This window comes from Bacillus sp. AK128, from assembly GCF_053903075.1.
The window spans coordinates 2,460,847-2,475,958 of the sequence record NZ_CP096379.1 but is presented as its reverse complement, the minus strand read 5'-3'; the positions used below and the strand labels follow the sequence as shown (position 1 = coordinate 2,475,958).

At 36.1% G+C, this 15,112-nt stretch carries 11 protein-coding genes and 1 riboswitch; of the genes, 8 read left to right on the top strand and 3 right to left on the bottom strand.

The genetic code is table 11. The features are described from left to right. Positions 1 to 249: 249 nt before the first annotated feature. Positions 250 to 1,140 (top strand): ATP-binding protein, encoded by an 891-nt coding sequence (locus M1D60_RS12285; RefSeq protein ID WP_456275173.1) that lies wholly within the window; start codon positions 250 to 252, stop codon positions 1,138 to 1,140. A gap of 60 nt (positions 1,141 to 1,200) precedes the next feature. Here M1D60_RS12285 and pepF read toward each other — a convergent pair whose 3' ends face one another. The 3 genes from pepF to M1D60_RS12270 form a co-directional block, all read right to left on the bottom strand. After that, entirely contained in the window at positions 1,201 to 3,015 is a 1,815-nt protein-coding gene (gene pepF / locus M1D60_RS12280; RefSeq protein WP_456275172.1) for an oligoendopeptidase F, read from the bottom strand. A gap of 192 nt (positions 3,016 to 3,207) precedes the next feature. Then, entirely contained in the window at positions 3,208 to 3,666 is a 459-nt protein-coding gene (locus M1D60_RS12275; RefSeq protein WP_456275171.1) for a MarR family winged helix-turn-helix transcriptional regulator, read from the bottom strand. A 20-nt stretch (positions 3,667 to 3,686) separates the two neighbouring features. Beyond that, positions 3,687 to 4,163 carry a glutathione peroxidase gene (locus M1D60_RS12270; RefSeq protein WP_456275170.1) on the bottom strand — a complete coding sequence of 159 codons (477 nt, stop codon included), beginning with the start codon at positions 4,161 to 4,163 and terminating at the stop codon, positions 3,687 to 3,689. 297 nt (positions 4,164 to 4,460) lie between these two features. Between M1D60_RS12270 and M1D60_RS12265 the strand changes: the two genes are divergently transcribed. The 7 genes from M1D60_RS12265 to M1D60_RS12235 all read left to right on the top strand — a co-directional run bounded on the left by M1D60_RS12265 (position 4,461) and on the right by M1D60_RS12235 (position 15,066). Further along, positions 4,461 to 5,906 carry a DEAD/DEAH box helicase gene (locus M1D60_RS12265; RefSeq protein ID WP_456275169.1) on the top strand — a complete coding sequence of 482 codons (1,446 nt, stop codon included), beginning with the start codon at positions 4,461 to 4,463 and terminating at the stop codon, positions 5,904 to 5,906. A 221-nt stretch (positions 5,907 to 6,127) separates the two neighbouring features. Further along, complete coding sequence (locus M1D60_RS12260; protein WP_456275168.1) at positions 6,128 to 7,087, top strand: aldolase catalytic domain-containing protein; 960 nt, start codon at positions 6,128 to 6,130, stop codon at positions 7,085 to 7,087. Positions 7,088 to 7,268: 181 nt separating this feature from the next. Beyond that, positions 7,269 to 8,627, top strand: coding sequence for an aminotransferase (locus M1D60_RS12255; RefSeq protein WP_456279431.1), 1,359 nt, complete (start codon positions 7,269 to 7,271; stop codon positions 8,625 to 8,627). Positions 8,628 to 8,855: 228 nt separating this feature from the next. Then, positions 8,856 to 9,039, top strand: a riboswitch (Lysine riboswitch). Positions 9,040 to 9,332: 293 nt separating this feature from the next. Next, complete coding sequence (locus tag M1D60_RS12250) at positions 9,333 to 10,166, top strand: transporter substrate-binding domain-containing protein (protein ID WP_456275167.1); 834 nt, start codon at positions 9,333 to 9,335, stop codon at positions 10,164 to 10,166. 61 nt (positions 10,167 to 10,227) lie between these two features. Continuing rightward, complete coding sequence (locus M1D60_RS12245) at positions 10,228 to 10,983, top strand: amino acid ABC transporter permease (protein ID WP_456275166.1); 756 nt, start codon at positions 10,228 to 10,230, stop codon at positions 10,981 to 10,983. 21 nt (positions 10,984 to 11,004) lie between these two features. Then, positions 11,005 to 11,736, top strand: a complete 732-nt coding sequence (locus M1D60_RS12240) for an amino acid ABC transporter ATP-binding protein (RefSeq protein WP_456275165.1) — start codon at positions 11,005 to 11,007, stop codon at positions 11,734 to 11,736. A 123-nt stretch (positions 11,737 to 11,859) separates the two neighbouring features. Beyond that, a complete protein-coding gene (locus tag M1D60_RS12235; RefSeq protein ID WP_456275164.1) occupies positions 11,860 to 15,066 on the top strand; it encodes an SNF2 helicase associated domain-containing protein in 3,207 nt (1,068 codons plus the stop codon). Positions 15,067 to 15,112 lie beyond the last annotated feature (46 nt).

Here is a 15,112-nt window from a genome sequence, read left to right as displayed (position 1 = left end):
ACCTTTGATGAGATTGCAGATGACGTGATTCGAATTGCAAACCATGTTATTGGGACACGCACTTTGTTCATAAGTCGCATTAATAAAGAAAACTTTTCTTTAATTAAAACACAAAATAGTTCTGATGGAAGCCTCCTTAATGAAGGTGAAGTGCACCCATATAGTAATGTAGTTTGAAGTAAGCTGAAACTTGGTGGTCGTGAACCACTCATTATTAATGATACATTAAATAGCTCTATCACAAAGGACATGCCTATCATTTATGAAGCTAAAGTAGGTTCCTACTTGGGACTACCGATTCTTTTGCAGGATGGTTCCTTATTTGGTACTCTTTGTGCAGTAGATCCTGAGCCTTATTCATTTACGGAAGAAGAAATTGAAGTAATGACTAGTTTATCAAAAATCTTAACGAACTATCTTGATCGAAACCATTCTATGGTTCAATTCTCCAAAGAGGAGGAGTTACGTCAACTTGAAAAACTAGAGCAAATAGGATTAATGGCTTCCGGATTAGCACATGAAGTAGGGAATCCGATGCAATCCATTAAGGGGTTCATCCAGTATATTTTTAAAGATTCAAATATTGATTCTACATTTCAAAAAATTGTTATGGATGAAATCAGCCGAGTCGAAGAGGTAATCAGTGAATTTGTCCTATCGATTCAACCATCATCACCAGTCAAGTCAACTTCATCAGTTACTGAGATCATAAAGGCTTCATTGGAATCTATTCATAACGAAGCTGAGCAAAAAGAAATAACGGTAACAAATGAGATAGAAAGCAATCTACCAAACATAAATGTGGAACCGTTACAAATAAAGAAGGTACTAGTAAATTTATTAAAAAATGCCCTTGAGGCGAGTAATCAAAATGGGCATATTAAGGTTCATGCTTCGGTGGATGAGTTCTATTTCATCGTCATTGATGTGATCGATGATGGTGAAGGCATTCCTACCTCCATTGTACAAAAGGTGGGCACACCGTTTTTTACTACGAAAGATTATGGAACAGGTTTAGGTTTATCTGTCTCAAAAAACATTATCCGTTCACATGGAGGCACTTTAAGTGTTGTAAGTGATCATAGTGGAACAAAGGTTACGGTTAGAGTACCGGCAATACTTGAAAAAATAGAGTTGTGAAAATAAAACAAATAACATTAAAAAGCCCAAATTCTCTTATCTAGGAATTTGGGCTTTTGATTATTGATATGATTTCTCCAATTCATCAACTAGAGAGCCAACATACGTTACAGCCAATCGAATAGCATCTGGCTTTGACATATCCACCCCAGCATGCTTAATGAGTTCAAGAGGAGTCTTCGTTCCCCCAGCACGAAGGACATCTAACCATTTCTCTACTACTGGTTGGCCCTCGTCTTGAATCATTTGGGCAACTGCTGTTGAAACAGTTAAACCAGCTGAGTAGGTATATGGATATAAACCCATATAGTAGTGAGGCTGACGCATCCAAGTTAGCTTAGCACCATCATCAATGGTAACCGTATCTCCCCAGAAATTTGAAAGGACGTTTCCTTTAATCTCAGTTAATGACTGAGCGTTTAATGCTTTTCCTGCTTCAGCTGTTTGGTATACTTTTCGCTGATATTCACCCTCAAGTACATGGGTAACAAAGTTGTGGTAATACGTACCCAATAGCTGCAGTACTAACCAACGACGCATTTTTGGTTCCTTCGTGTTTTTAAATAAATGCTGTGCGAGTAAGAGCTCATTCATTGTTGATGGTGCCTCAACAAAATATGTGGACGGGCGAGTGTTATGAATTCGTTGATTTTTATTGGCTAAGTAAAAATGACCAGCATGTCCTAGCTCATGTGCAAGAGTGAATACATTTCGCATCGTGTTTTGCCATGTAATAAGAATAAATGGATGTGAACCGTATGGACTAGAACAAAAAGCACCAGTTGATTTACCAACATTATCAGACAAGTCAACCCAACGGTCCTGTAAACCTTTTTCCATGATCTCGATATACTCAGGTCCCATGATTTGTAGAGACTCAAGAATCATAGAGCTTGCCTCATCATAGGAGACTTTAGGGTTAAAGCTTGAATCAAGTGGAGCCTTTAAATCACAGAACAACATCTCCTCAACACCTAATATCTTCTTTTTAAGTGTTGCAAAACGACGCATATGCGGAGCTAGTTCAGTTGTAATGAAATCTAGCTGATTATGATACATTTCCTCTGTAACTTGTTGCGGTTTCAATAGCATTTCAGTAACAGATTCGTAATTTCTTAGCTTTGAAAAGGTGATTTGCTTTTGTACTTCAGTAGCATAAGTGGTAGCAAATGTATTCCGGTATTGCTTTAGCGTGCTTACAAATGATTGGTATGCTTTTCTTCGAAGAACTGTATCGGATGAAAATTCATATCTCGTTTCAAATAAAGAAAAGGAGACTGGTAGTTCATTTCCGTCTTCATCCTCAATTGGGGTAAATTCCATATCTGTTAGTTTACTCATACCAAAAATTTGATACGGCGCATTAAGCACTTCACCAAGAGCAGCCAGAACCTTTTCAGTTTCTGATGAGAAACGATGCTCTTTCTTTTCAAGAAGCTCCTGTATATGTCTTTGGAATGATTGGAGTTCGAGTTCTTCGTTAACAAAGTCCTCAATTAATCCATCTGGTAAATCTAATATTTCAGATTCTATAAATGAAAGCTTAGCATCCACTGTAGCTTTTAACGCGGAAACTTTAGATGAGTTTGACTGATTAATTGAATCGGTCCCATCAGCAGCTTTCCTAAGGTGAGCATAAGTGGTTGCTTTAATGAATTTTATAGCCAATTGTTCTTGAGCAAGAAGACAATTAAGAAATGTTTTTGCACTGCTATGTAATGACCCTTTATACGTTTCTATTTGGGCAGCTTCTTGTTCAATCTTTGTTAATTCTGCTTCCCATTCCTGAGTTGATCCGAACAGATCATTGAGGTTCCATGTTAACTCTTCAGGTACTTCAGAGCGGGTGAGTCGTCTTTCGCTAGATTTCTGCATTTTATTCCTCCTTCTTTAAGCCTATACAATCATTTTATATGAAATGATAAACATTATAAAATATTTATCCTCTAAAGATGTAGGAGAAATGTTACTTGGAGAATGAGCGCTAATATTCCAAATGCTGGTTCACACTAAGAGAGGCATGCCCCATTACTATTTCAAAAACAATATGACCAAAAAATAACCTTCCTACAGTTTTTTTGTAAGAAGGTTACTCTTTCTGTTTTTTAACTTTTTTTGTAAATTGTTCAATTGCTCCATTAAAAGGAAATATTCTTCCTGTTCAATAGTACAGGAAAGAATTTCTTGAGTAACTTTATCAGTAATTTCTTTTTTCCTCACAAGGGCTTTCTCTTCTAAAAGTAAACGAATATTACGTTCGTCTGTTATAGAACGCTCTCTTTTAAGCCAACCCTTCACTTCCATCCGCTTCAGCATAGGTGTTAGAGTGCCGGTACCTAATCCAAGCTTTTCACCTAACTGTTTGAGATTTAAACCATCTTGTTCCCATAAGGTTAGTAGAACTAAATACTGTGGATAGGTTAATTCGAATTCAAGAAGAACCTTCGTATATAGTTTTGTAAATTCACTTGATGTTTCATATAACGCAAAACAGAGCTGATTATCTAAATTTGAGAAGTCCTTCAATACAATTCACCTTTCGATTGCTAAATAAGCTTTTTTAAATCTTTCTCTATTTTACTTGGTAAAACAGACGGTGCATAGCGTTTTAAGACGTTACCATTGCGGTCAACAAGGAATTTTGTGAAATTCCACTTTATAGCTTTTGATAACAATCCTTTTTTCTGTTCCTTCAAATAGGTAAAGAGGGGATCCTCATTATCCCCATTGACATCAATTTTTGCGTGCATAGGAAAGCTTACACCGTAATTGATTTGACAATATTCTACAGTTTCATCAATATCATCATATTCCTGATCATTAAATTGATCACAGGGAAAGCCGAGTATTTCAAATCCTTGTGGGTTATATTTCTCATATAGCTTCTGTAATCCTTCAAATTGAGGTGTTAGTCCACACTTACTGGCAGTATTAACGATTAACAGTACCTTATCCTCATATTTACGCAATGAATGATCCTCATTCTTAGTCGATTTAACGGTGAAATCATAAACGGTTTTCATATAATTACCTCCATCAATCATTAATTTAAATCGTATACGATTTAATCTTATGCGATTAGTGTGGAAATGACAACTATTTATACTTATTTTGGAATAAGGGTTTGCTTATGATTGTTTCGTTTCTTAGAAAATAGTAATTTATGGACGAACCAATTGGATACTTCCTTTTTAGATAATGATGTAAATTAACCTATTCAGTTTATTTCAAGTATAATGAAGAATAGTCATATTTTGCATATGGTTGTTTTTTCTTGCAAATTCTATGTACAAATACATTGAAAATGAGGTTATTACATAATGAAACAAGCAAGCTTTGAAGATTATCATCTTAGTGAAGAAATAAAGAGGGCGATTAGTCTACTCAAGTATGAAACACCAACTGAGGTCCAAAGGGAAGTGATACCGCATGCTATGGACAATCAAGATCTTGTGGTTAAATCTCAGACCGGAAGTGGAAAAACGGCTTCCTTTGGTATTCCTATCTGCGAGAAGATTGAATGGGAGGAAAGGCTACCACAGGTTTTAATCCTTACCCCAACTAGGGAGTTAGCTGCCCAGGTTCGCGAGGATCTTACCAATATAGGTCGGTTTAAACGAATTAAGGCGATGGCTGTTTACGGTAAAGAACCATTTACTAAACAAAAAGATGAATTAAAGCAGAAGACCCATGTTGTTGTGGGTACGCCTGGACGAGTAAACGATCATATTGAAAGAGGCACGCTAGTCTTAGAACAAATTAAGTATTTAATTATTGATGAAGCTGATGAAATGTTAAATATGGGCTTCATAGATGAGGTTGAATCAATTATAAATGGTCTTCCTAAAGATCGGGTAACCATGGTCTTTTCGGCTACCTTACCAAAGGATGTTGAAAAACTTTGCCATCAATATATGAAAGATCCCATTCATATAGAGATTGCTGCAAAAGAAGCTTCAACCACTACGATTGAGCATCATCTTGTTAAAATTACTAATGAGGAAAAAATCGCTGTTCTTAAAAATATAACTGTGGTAGAAAATCCTGACAGCACAATTATTTTCTGTAATACTAAGGAACATGTTGAAGCCGTCTTTTCTGAATTAAACGAGTCTGGTTATTCCTGCGAAAGATTACATGGAGGTCTTTTACAGGAGGATCGATTTGCTGTAATGGATGGTTTCAAGCAAGGTAATTTTCGTTATCTGATTGCGACTGATGTTGCTTCTAGAGGAATTGATGTTGATAATGTAACACTTATTATTAATTATGATGTTCCAATGGAAAAAGAGAGCTATGTTCACCGAACGGGTCGAACAGGCAGGGCAGGAAATAAAGGAAAAGCCATTACTCTTGCTACTGATCATGAGGAGAAGTATATTAGGTCGATTGAACGATATTTAGGGTTCGAGTTAACAGACATGGAAGCTCCATCACAGCTCGAGGTTATCCGTGGACAAGCGGCCTTTGATGAAAAAATAGGTGGTCGTCGAGTGGTTAGAAATAATAAAACAGAACGGATTAATAAAGAAATTATGAAGCTTCATTTTAGTGGTGGGAAAAAGAAGAAGCTTCGGGCTGTAGATTTTGTAGGAGCAATTTCCAATATCGAAGGTGTATCAGCTGATGATATTGGGATCATTACGATATTGGATCATCTTACATATGTCGATATCCTAAACGGCAAAGGCTCTGTCGTTGTTCAAGCAATGGGCGATATGACAATAAAAGGGAAGAAGCTAAAAGTTAGTAAGGCAAATAAATAAAAATTCAGAATCAACCCTTACAAGATTTTGTCTTACTTGTATCCAAAAGATTTTGCCAAAACACAAAATCAAATTTCCAGAATTTTATCAAAATGAATTGACACTTTATAAAAAAGCATGATATAAACAATATAAGATAATTTAACGCATAAAAGCATAAAAGCGTAAAAGCGTGAAAGTGTCAAACTTGATAAATAATGTAATGAAACAGGAGGAATACCATGGAACTTCGTAGTAATATTATTGATTGTACGATTCGCGATGGAGGTTTAGTAAATAATTGGGATTTTAGTGTCGAATTTGTTCAAGACTTATATAATGGCCTAAGCGCTGCAGGTGTTGAATATATGGAAATAGGATACAAAAATTCCGCTAAGCTTCTTAACGCTACCGAACCCAATCCATGGAGATTTCTTGATGACAATTTTCTTAAAGAAATTATCCCTACAAAAAAATCAACAAAACTATCTGCTTTAGTAGATATTGGGCGTGTTGACCCAGAAGATATCTTACCACGCTCAGAGAGTCCATTAGATATGATACGTGTTGCTTGTTACATTCGAGAAGTAGATAAAGGGCTTGAGCTTGTGCAAATGTTTCATAAATTAGGATATGAAACTTCACTTAATATCATGGCTTTATCAAGTGTACCTGAAAGTCAGTTAATTGAAGCATTTGAAATGGTGAAGAATAGTCCTGTTGATGTAGTGTATATTGTAGACTCATTTGGAAGCTTAGATCCAAGTGATATTGAGCACCAAGTGAAAAAGTTTAAGGCTATGATTCCAAATAAGCAACTTGGAATTCATACTCATAACAATATGCAGTTAGCGTTCGCCAATACCTTAATGGCTTTAAAAAATGGTGTAACATTCCTAGATTCATCCGTGTATGGAATGGGTAGAGCAGCGGGGAATTGTCACACAGAATTACTAGTTAATCACATTCAAAAGCCAAGCTATGAATTGAAACCAGTACTAGGTGTAATCGAAAAACATATGTTAGAAATGCGTCAAAAGTGGGAGTGGGGATATATTATTCCCTACATGATTTCTGGAGCTCTTAATGAGCATCCACGGGTCGCAATGGCTTATCGAGATAGCGAAGACCGTGATAAGTTTGTCCAATTTTATGACAAAGTTACCTCACCAGAAGCATCATTGGCTCCTGCATCAAAATAAAATTGTATATATTTAGCTGAAAAACAATTCGTTTAAATGTAGCGGATTGTTTTTTTATTTTTCTTCCAAGCACTTGAGAAGTTCACTTTTAACAATTTTTTTAATATACATAATGTACCCATAAATAGATTGTTAGATTAGTAAGATCTCATCAACCACATATGAAAAGGAGTGAATGATGATGTCGGAGAATAGGAAAAGCATTCGCTTTAAAGAAAAGGATAAAGATATTCTATGGCATTCTATGAAACCATATAACCCCGACTCAACAATGGTTGTTGAAAAAGCAGAAGGGTCATGGATAACTGATCAAGATGGTAACAAATATTTAGATGCAATGTCTGGATTGTGGTGTGTAAACGTTGGATATGGAAGAACAGAACTTGCTGAAGCAGCCTTTGAACAATTAAAGGAGATGGCTTATTATCCTTTAACTCAGAGTCATAAGCCAGCTATTCTTCTAGCTGAGAAATTAAATGAAATGCTTGGAGACGAGTATGTCATTTTCTTCTCTAATAGTGGTTCAGAAGCGAATGAAACTGCTTTTAAGATCGTTAGACAATATCATCAACAAAACGGAGAGCAACAACGCTATAAAATTATCTCAAGATATAGAGGATACCATGGAAACACGATGGGCGCATTAGCTGCAACAGGTCAAGCGCAAAGGATCTATAAGTACGAACCTTTGGCTCCTGGGTTTATTAAGGTTGCCCCTCCTGATACTTATCGAAACCCTGATCCTGAACATACAAAACCCAATAAGCTTAGTGCTGTACAAGAAATAGACCGCGTTATGACGTGGGAGTTAAGTGAAACGATAGCTGCTGTCATAATGGAGCCCATCATAACAGGTGGAGGAGTGATAATGCCACCGGAAGGTTATTTAACTGGCGTAAAAGAGGTTTGTGAAAAGCATGGAGCTCTATTAATTGTTGATGAAGTGATTTGTGGATTTGGTCGAACTGGAGAAGCTTTCGGGTTTATGAACTATGGAGTTAAGCCTGATATCATTACAATGGCTAAAGGTATTACAAGTGGGTATTTACCGCTCTCTGCAACGGCTGTAAAAAAGGATATTTACGAAACCTTTAAAGGATCGGACGAATATGATTACTTCCGTCATATCAATACATTTGGAGGAAATCCTGCTGCATGTGCACTTGCCTTGAAAAATATTGAAATCATGGAAACAGAAGGACTATTTGATCGTTCAAAAAAATTAGGAGATAATCTTAAACACACCTTAATAACCTTGTTAAGTGATCATCCTTTTGTTGGTGATATAAGAGGAAGAGGGCTTTTAATTGGGATCGAATTAGTAAAGGACAAAGTGACCAAGGAACCTTTGGAAGTTGATTTAATTAATGAAATCATCACAGGCTGCAAAAAGAAAGGTCTTATTATTGGGAAGAATGGTGCTACTGTTGCTGGATTTAACAATGTTTTAGCATTAGCTCCACCATTAACCATTCTTGAACAGGACTTGGAATTATTGATTAGAACCTTAGTTGAGGAAATTAATATGATTCATCACTAGCTTTTAATCTAAAAAAACAGTTTAGTAGATCTATAAAAATAAAGTCACTCTCAAGCTGAGTCGGCTTTATTTTTTTTGGAATAAACGGGCTTTAATAATAAAACACTTATTCTAAACAGTTCAAAAAGAAAGATAAAAAATAACCAGATTTATTGTTTGACAGTTTTAGTCGAATCTTGTAAAATTTTAAAAGTGTCAATTCAACTGAATATATAGACCTCACTTTTCCGGTGAGGTAGAGGTGCATTATTTAATAGTCTTTGGAAGAGCAAGAGGTGCGATGATACCAAGGAGAAGGAAATAGTGCCGAAGCAAAAAGTAGACCTCATCTACTACTTGCTGGGTCTGTAGTTAAGAGCTACAGAACTGTCTCGATAAACTTCCTTGTTTATTGAGGTGTGCTATCTCATCTGAGAAGAGGAATTAGGGGTTATTCTGTATAACGGCGACCTGAGTTCATTCTCAGGTCGTTTTTTGTAGCTTAGGAAATTATAAAATGTATCATTTGTGGGTAACTCAAGTCTGTGCATTTCAATCTAGCTCCAGCGCCCAGCCCCTCGAGGTTAAATAACCTGAAGAGAATAAAATGGAAAGAGCACCATTTTTTTCTCTTCAGAACATTTACTTGTCGGGGCTAAACGGGGCGCTTGCGCCTTTTGTTCCTTTGAACAACAAGATTTTAACAAAAAAGGAGAAAAATTTATTATGAGAAAAAAATTATCATTATTTTTGGCAGTTGCTTTAACGGCTATGATTCTAGTAACAGGATGTGGAACAGCAAACGATAGTGGATCAGAGTCTGAAGATAATACATTCAAGGTAGGTCTTGAAGCTGGATATGCACCATTTAATTGGACGCAAAAGGATGATACAAATGGTGGAGTAAAGATTGAAGGCAATGCAGAATACGCTGGAGGTTATGACGTAGAAATTGCTAAGAAAATTGCTGAAGGCTTAGGAAAAGAATTAGTGATTGTAAAGACTGAGTGGGATGGACTTGTGCCAGCTCTAACTTCAGGTAAAATTGACGCAATTATTGCTGGGATGTCTCCAACTGAAAAACGTAAAGAAACCATTGATTTTTCTGATAACTATTATAAAACGGATTTAGTCATGGTGGTAAAAAAAGGTAGCGAATTTGAAAGTGCTACATCGATCCAAGATTTTAGTGGAGCAAAGATCACAGCACAATTAAATACTTTCCATTATTCAGTAATTGAACAAATTGAGGGTGTTGAGTTACAAACAGCGATGGACAATTTCCCTGCAATGAGAGTTGCACTTGAGTCCGGCGTAATTGATGGGTATGTTTCAGAACGTCCAGAAGGTATTAGTGCTTCAGCAGCAAACGAAAACTTCGCGATGGTTGAGTTCACTGAAGGATTTGAAACCTCTGAAGATGATACTGCAATCGCCGTGGGTCTAGAAAAAGGTAGCGAGCTAACAGAAAAGATTAATGAAATATTGGCAGGAATTTCTGAAGATGACCGTATTAACATTATGGATGCTGCGATTCAAAACCAGCCATCAGCAAACTAATATATAGAGAGAAACCGGCTACATAAAGTTGTAGTCGGTTTCCATTTGTAGGAGGAGAATCATGAGCTTCGAATGGGTTATAAGAATACTAGTTGAAAATTGGCCAATGTTTCTTCGGGGAGCCGGGGTTACTCTATTAATTGCGCTAGTAGGGACGATTCTCGGGGCAATTATTGGGTTATTAATTGGTGTGATCCGAACCATACCACTACCAGAGCGTGGAATAAGAAGAGTATTATTAAAAGTAATAAACGCGATTTTATCCATTTATATTGAAATTTTCCGCGGAACTCCAATGATTGTACAAGCTATGGTTATCTTTTATGGGGCAGCATTAGCATTTGGTTTAGATATGGATCGAATTGTGGCTGCAATCCTAATTGTTTCTATTAATACTGGCGCCTATATGGCTGAGTTTGTCCGTGGGGGTATTGTTTCGATTGATAAGGGACAATATGAAGCTGCACAAGCAATTGGTATGAATCATTTTCAAACAATGACTAATGTTGTGTTACCACAGGTAATCCGAAACATTATCCCAGCAACAGGTAATCAATTTATTATTAATATAAAAGATACATCTGTTCTAAACGTTATTTCTGTTACAGAATTATATTTTCAAACCAAATCTATTGCAGGAAATAACTTTAAATATTTTGAATCCTTCTTCATCGCCTCAGCGATTTATTTAGTATTAACCCTATCATCCACCATCCTATTACGTTATTTTGAACGTAGGCTTGATGGACCAGATAATTATCAAATGATTGGAACGCCTAATCAAATTGATTCAAAAAACACGAATACTGCAATTTAAAGTTGTTGTAAGGAGGAAGCAATGGAAAATATCATAAACATCCAACATTTAAGCAAATCCTTCGGAACCCATGAAGTATTAAGAGACATTAACTTTTCTGTTCAAAAAGGAGAGGTTGTGACCATCATTGGTTCTTCAGGTTCAGGTAAATCTACTCTTCTACGTTGCGTTAATCTACTAGAGAAGCCAACTGGAGGCCAAATTATTTATAAAGGTGAAAATATTCTGGATGATAAGCATGATGTCCATGCATATCGGAAAAATCTAGGAATGGTATTCCAACAATTTAACTTGTTTAATAATCACAATGTTTTACAAAATTGTGTAGTAGGTCAAGTGAAGGTTCTTAAACGTTCAAAAGAAGAAGCTGAAACCATTGCTAAAAAATATTTAAAAGTTGTTGGAATGGATCAGTATGTGAATGCAAAAGCAAGACAGTTGTCTGGTGGTCAAAAACAACGTGTAGCAATTGCTCGAGCCCTATCTATGGAACCAGACGTCATGCTTTTTGATGAGCCAACGTCAGCCCTTGATCCGGAAATGGTAGGAGAAGTTCTAAGAGTTATGAAGGAACTTGCTCAATCTGGGCTTACGATGCTTATAGTTACCCATGAGATGGAATTTGCACGCGAGGTTTCAGATCGAATTGTATTCATGGAAAAGGGAATTATTGCAGAAGAAGGGACACCCGAACAAATCTTTAATAATCCGAAACAAGAACGTACAAGACAGTTCTTACAACGTACGATATAAGAAATAGAAGGGTCACAGCATAACGTTGTGATCCTTTCTAATTTCAACAAGGGATTTATATTATGATATAATTAGTGTAGGAAAAGTGTATGTAGATTTTATTTCCTTAGAAGGAGGAGGCATATGGATTTTAAGCTTAGTCAAAAAAAGATAAAAGAAATATGTGGTACCGTCTCCTTCAAAAGAGGAGATTCTTTTTATCGTGGAAACAAAGTGGTCATTGAAAGTGAAGGAGTCAACTTTTGTGAAGCTACAGTAAAAGGAACAGAAAACTTTCAAGTTTTGATTAATTGGGAAACCGGATCCATTCAGACAAACTGTAGCTGTCCTAAACTTTCCTCCTTTCAAAAAGAATGTCAGCATGTCGCAGCTGTTTTACTTTTATTACTTGAACATCAACAAAAAGGAAACTATCAATCTTCTCAAGTTGATGATTCTTCTAATACACTACTTAATCCTTCTTCATCAAATGAGTTACTCTCCATTTTTAGAAATGAGCCAAACTATTCAAGTGGATATAGATTACATTTTGAAGATAGAAAAATTCTTGATGTTACGTTTATTTGTAGCCCTTACCAATTACCGACTGGACAAGTCTTGCTCACTCTAATGTTGGAAGTTAACCAAATATTAGTCCGGTATGTGCGTGAGTTTCTTGAGGATGTGTATAACGGAACAGCTAGTCATATATCTACTAATTTAACGTACAATCCAGAACAGGATTGCTTCTTAAAAGAGATAGATGATGTGATCCAGGTACTTAATCAAGTGATAAAAACTGAGAACATGTTCGTTAGTGACCCCTCATTTAAAGGTAAAGAAGACATGCTACCTTTATCACCGATTACTTGGGAAAGGTTATTTCCTTTACTGGCACATGCTCCAAACGTAAAGATTTATACAAACGGCCAAACATTTGAAGGTCTTCAAGTGACAACTGAGAAACTTCCTTTACAGTTTGTGCTATCTGAAACAAAAGAGAAAGAGTTTACACTTACCGTGAATGGCTACGACCAAATCGTTATATTAGATTTATATGAGTTTATTTTGTTTGATGGAAAATTGATACCTTGTAATCGGGATGACTTAAAACGTCTTATGGAATTGAGAAGAATCATGGACGTTACAGGAAAAAATGAAATTTCCATCCCACACAAAGAAATTGGATTTTTCATTGAGAAAGTAGTTCCAGGATTAAGAAAACTAGGGGAAGTTAATGTATTAGGGCAAATAGCTGCTCATATTGTAAAAACTCCATTACAAGCAAAACTTTATTTAGATCGTGTAAAGGACCGACTCCTTGCCGGCTTAGAGTTTTACTATGACCATTATATGTTTAATCCATTGGTAGAGCAGGACCTAAAATCGAGTTCATTAATTATCAGAGACGAAATGAAAGAACAAGAAATTCTTCAGCTTATGCAAGAAAGTTCCTTTATTAAAAATGATGAGGGTTATTATTTGCATAATGAAGACTTGGAATATGAGTTCTTACACTATATGGTACCTAAACTTCAAAAAGTAGTTCAATTGTACGCGACAACTGCAGTTAGAAACAGGGTTTTTAGAAATAATCCGAAACCTAAGATTAGAGTGAAGATAAAAAAGGAAAGAACAAATTGGTTAGAATTTAAGTTTGAAATGACAGGGATTCCTGATGATGATATTCGAGAGGTTTTAGCAGCTCTTGAAGAAAAGCGAAAATATTATCGAATGAGAAACGGCTCTTTGCTTTCATTAGAAACTAATGAGTTTGCCGAAATTCAACGATTCCTTCATGGGTTTCCTAATAATAAATTAAAATTGGCTGATGGAGTAGGTATTTCGGCTTTAGAGAGTATAGACTATCTTGATACGATTGAAACAAAAAATATTTTTATGGTGGAAGATTCATTTCGTGAGTTTCTTGAAAGTATAAGAAATCCAGAGAGTCTGTCGTTTGTGGTTCCAAAGACTATTGAGCCAATCCTACGGGACTATCAAATTAATGGATATAAATGGTTGAAATCATTAGCTAGTTATGGATTTGGTGGTATTTTGGCAGATGATATGGGACTTGGTAAAACACTTCAAGCAATCACATACATTTTATCTAATCTTTCAGAGATACGTGAATCAAGATGTCCTGTATTAATTGTTTGTCCAACGTCCCTTTCGTACAATTGGTTGAATGAATTTACTCATTTCACTCCTGAAATTGAAGTCTTAGTAGTAGATGGTAACCAGCGTTTGAGGCACCAACTTTTAAAAGGGATTAAGGACATGGATGTCATTATTACCTCTTATCCATTAATACGACGTGATATTGATAGGATAGACAAGGAGTACTTTCATACAGTGTTTTTTGATGAAGCACAGGCATTTAAAAATCCATTGACACAGACTGCCAAAGCCGTAAAGAAAGTTAAAGCTAATCATAAATTTGCTCTAACAGGAACCCCTGTAGAGAATTCAATTGAAGAACTATGGGCAATTTTCCATATTGTGTTTCCAGAACTGTTTCGTGGGTTGACGGAATACAGTAGGTTGAACAATGATTCAATTGCGAGGAGAGTTCGTCCTTTCTTACTTCGAAGATTAAAAAAAGATGTGCTTTCAGAGCTCCCTAGAAAGATAGAGTCACTTGAATCTATTGAATTGTTGCCTGATCAAAAAACATTATATGGTGCGTATTTAGCAAAGCTTCGGCATGAAACATTAAAGCAGCTTGATAAAGAAACACTGCGGAAAAATCGAATTAAAATATTGGCAGGCTTAACCAGATTACGGCAAATCTGCTGTCATCCTGCCTTATTTGTAGATAACTATAAAGGTAGTTCTGCAAAATTCGAGCAGCTTTTTCAAATTATTGAAGAAGCTAAACAATCAGGTCGAAGGGTACTCATCTTCTCTCAATTTACCAAGATGTTAGGGCTGATTGGTAGTAGACTGACTGAACAAGGGTTAGCGTATTTCTATTTAGATGGTCAAACCCCTTCAGATGAAAGACTGGAAATTTGTAATCGATTTAATAGCGGAGATCGAGACTATTTTTTAATTTCCTTAAAAGCAGGTGGCACTGGTCTTAATCTAACGGGTGCTGACACAGTTGTTCTGTATGATATGTGGTGGAATCCTGCCGTTGAAGAACAAGCAGCAGACAGAGCACACCGTATGGGTCAAAAGAATAATGTCCATGTTATTAAGCTAGTCTCAAAGGGAACAATCGAAGAGAAAATTAATAATCTTCAAGATAAAAAGCGGACTCTCGTGGACGAAATCGTCCAAGTTAATCATCAAGGATTATCTACACTTACTGAAGAGGATATCCGGGAATTGCTAATGGTTTAGTATCTATTACTAATAACAGAGTTTACTATCGATTGCGAATAAATTT

Excerpts from the sequence above, each read along its gene's own strand:
- M1D60_RS12285 (WP_456275173.1), top strand. The coding sequence starts at position 250 with ATGCCTATCATTTATGAAGCTAAAGTAGGTTCCTACTTGGGACTACCG.
- pepF (WP_456275172.1), bottom strand. The coding sequence starts at position 3,015 with ATGCAGAAATCTAGCGAAAGACGACTCACCCGCTCTGAAGTACCTGAA.
- M1D60_RS12270 (WP_456275170.1), bottom strand. The coding sequence starts at position 4,163 with ATGAAAACCGTTTATGATTTCACCGTTAAATCGACTAAGAATGAGGAT.
- M1D60_RS12265 (WP_456275169.1), top strand. The coding sequence starts at position 4,461 with ATGAAACAAGCAAGCTTTGAAGATTATCATCTTAGTGAAGAAATAAAG.
- M1D60_RS12260 (WP_456275168.1), top strand. The coding sequence starts at position 6,128 with ATGGAACTTCGTAGTAATATTATTGATTGTACGATTCGCGATGGAGGT.
- M1D60_RS12255 (WP_456279431.1), top strand. The coding sequence starts at position 7,269 with ATGTCGGAGAATAGGAAAAGCATTCGCTTTAAAGAAAAGGATAAAGAT.
- M1D60_RS12250 (WP_456275167.1), top strand. The coding sequence starts at position 9,333 with ATGAGAAAAAAATTATCATTATTTTTGGCAGTTGCTTTAACGGCTATG.
- M1D60_RS12245 (WP_456275166.1), top strand. The coding sequence starts at position 10,228 with ATGAGCTTCGAATGGGTTATAAGAATACTAGTTGAAAATTGGCCAATG.
- M1D60_RS12240 (WP_456275165.1), top strand. The coding sequence starts at position 11,005 with ATGGAAAATATCATAAACATCCAACATTTAAGCAAATCCTTCGGAACC.
- M1D60_RS12235 (WP_456275164.1), top strand. The coding sequence starts at position 11,860 with ATGGATTTTAAGCTTAGTCAAAAAAAGATAAAAGAAATATGTGGTACC.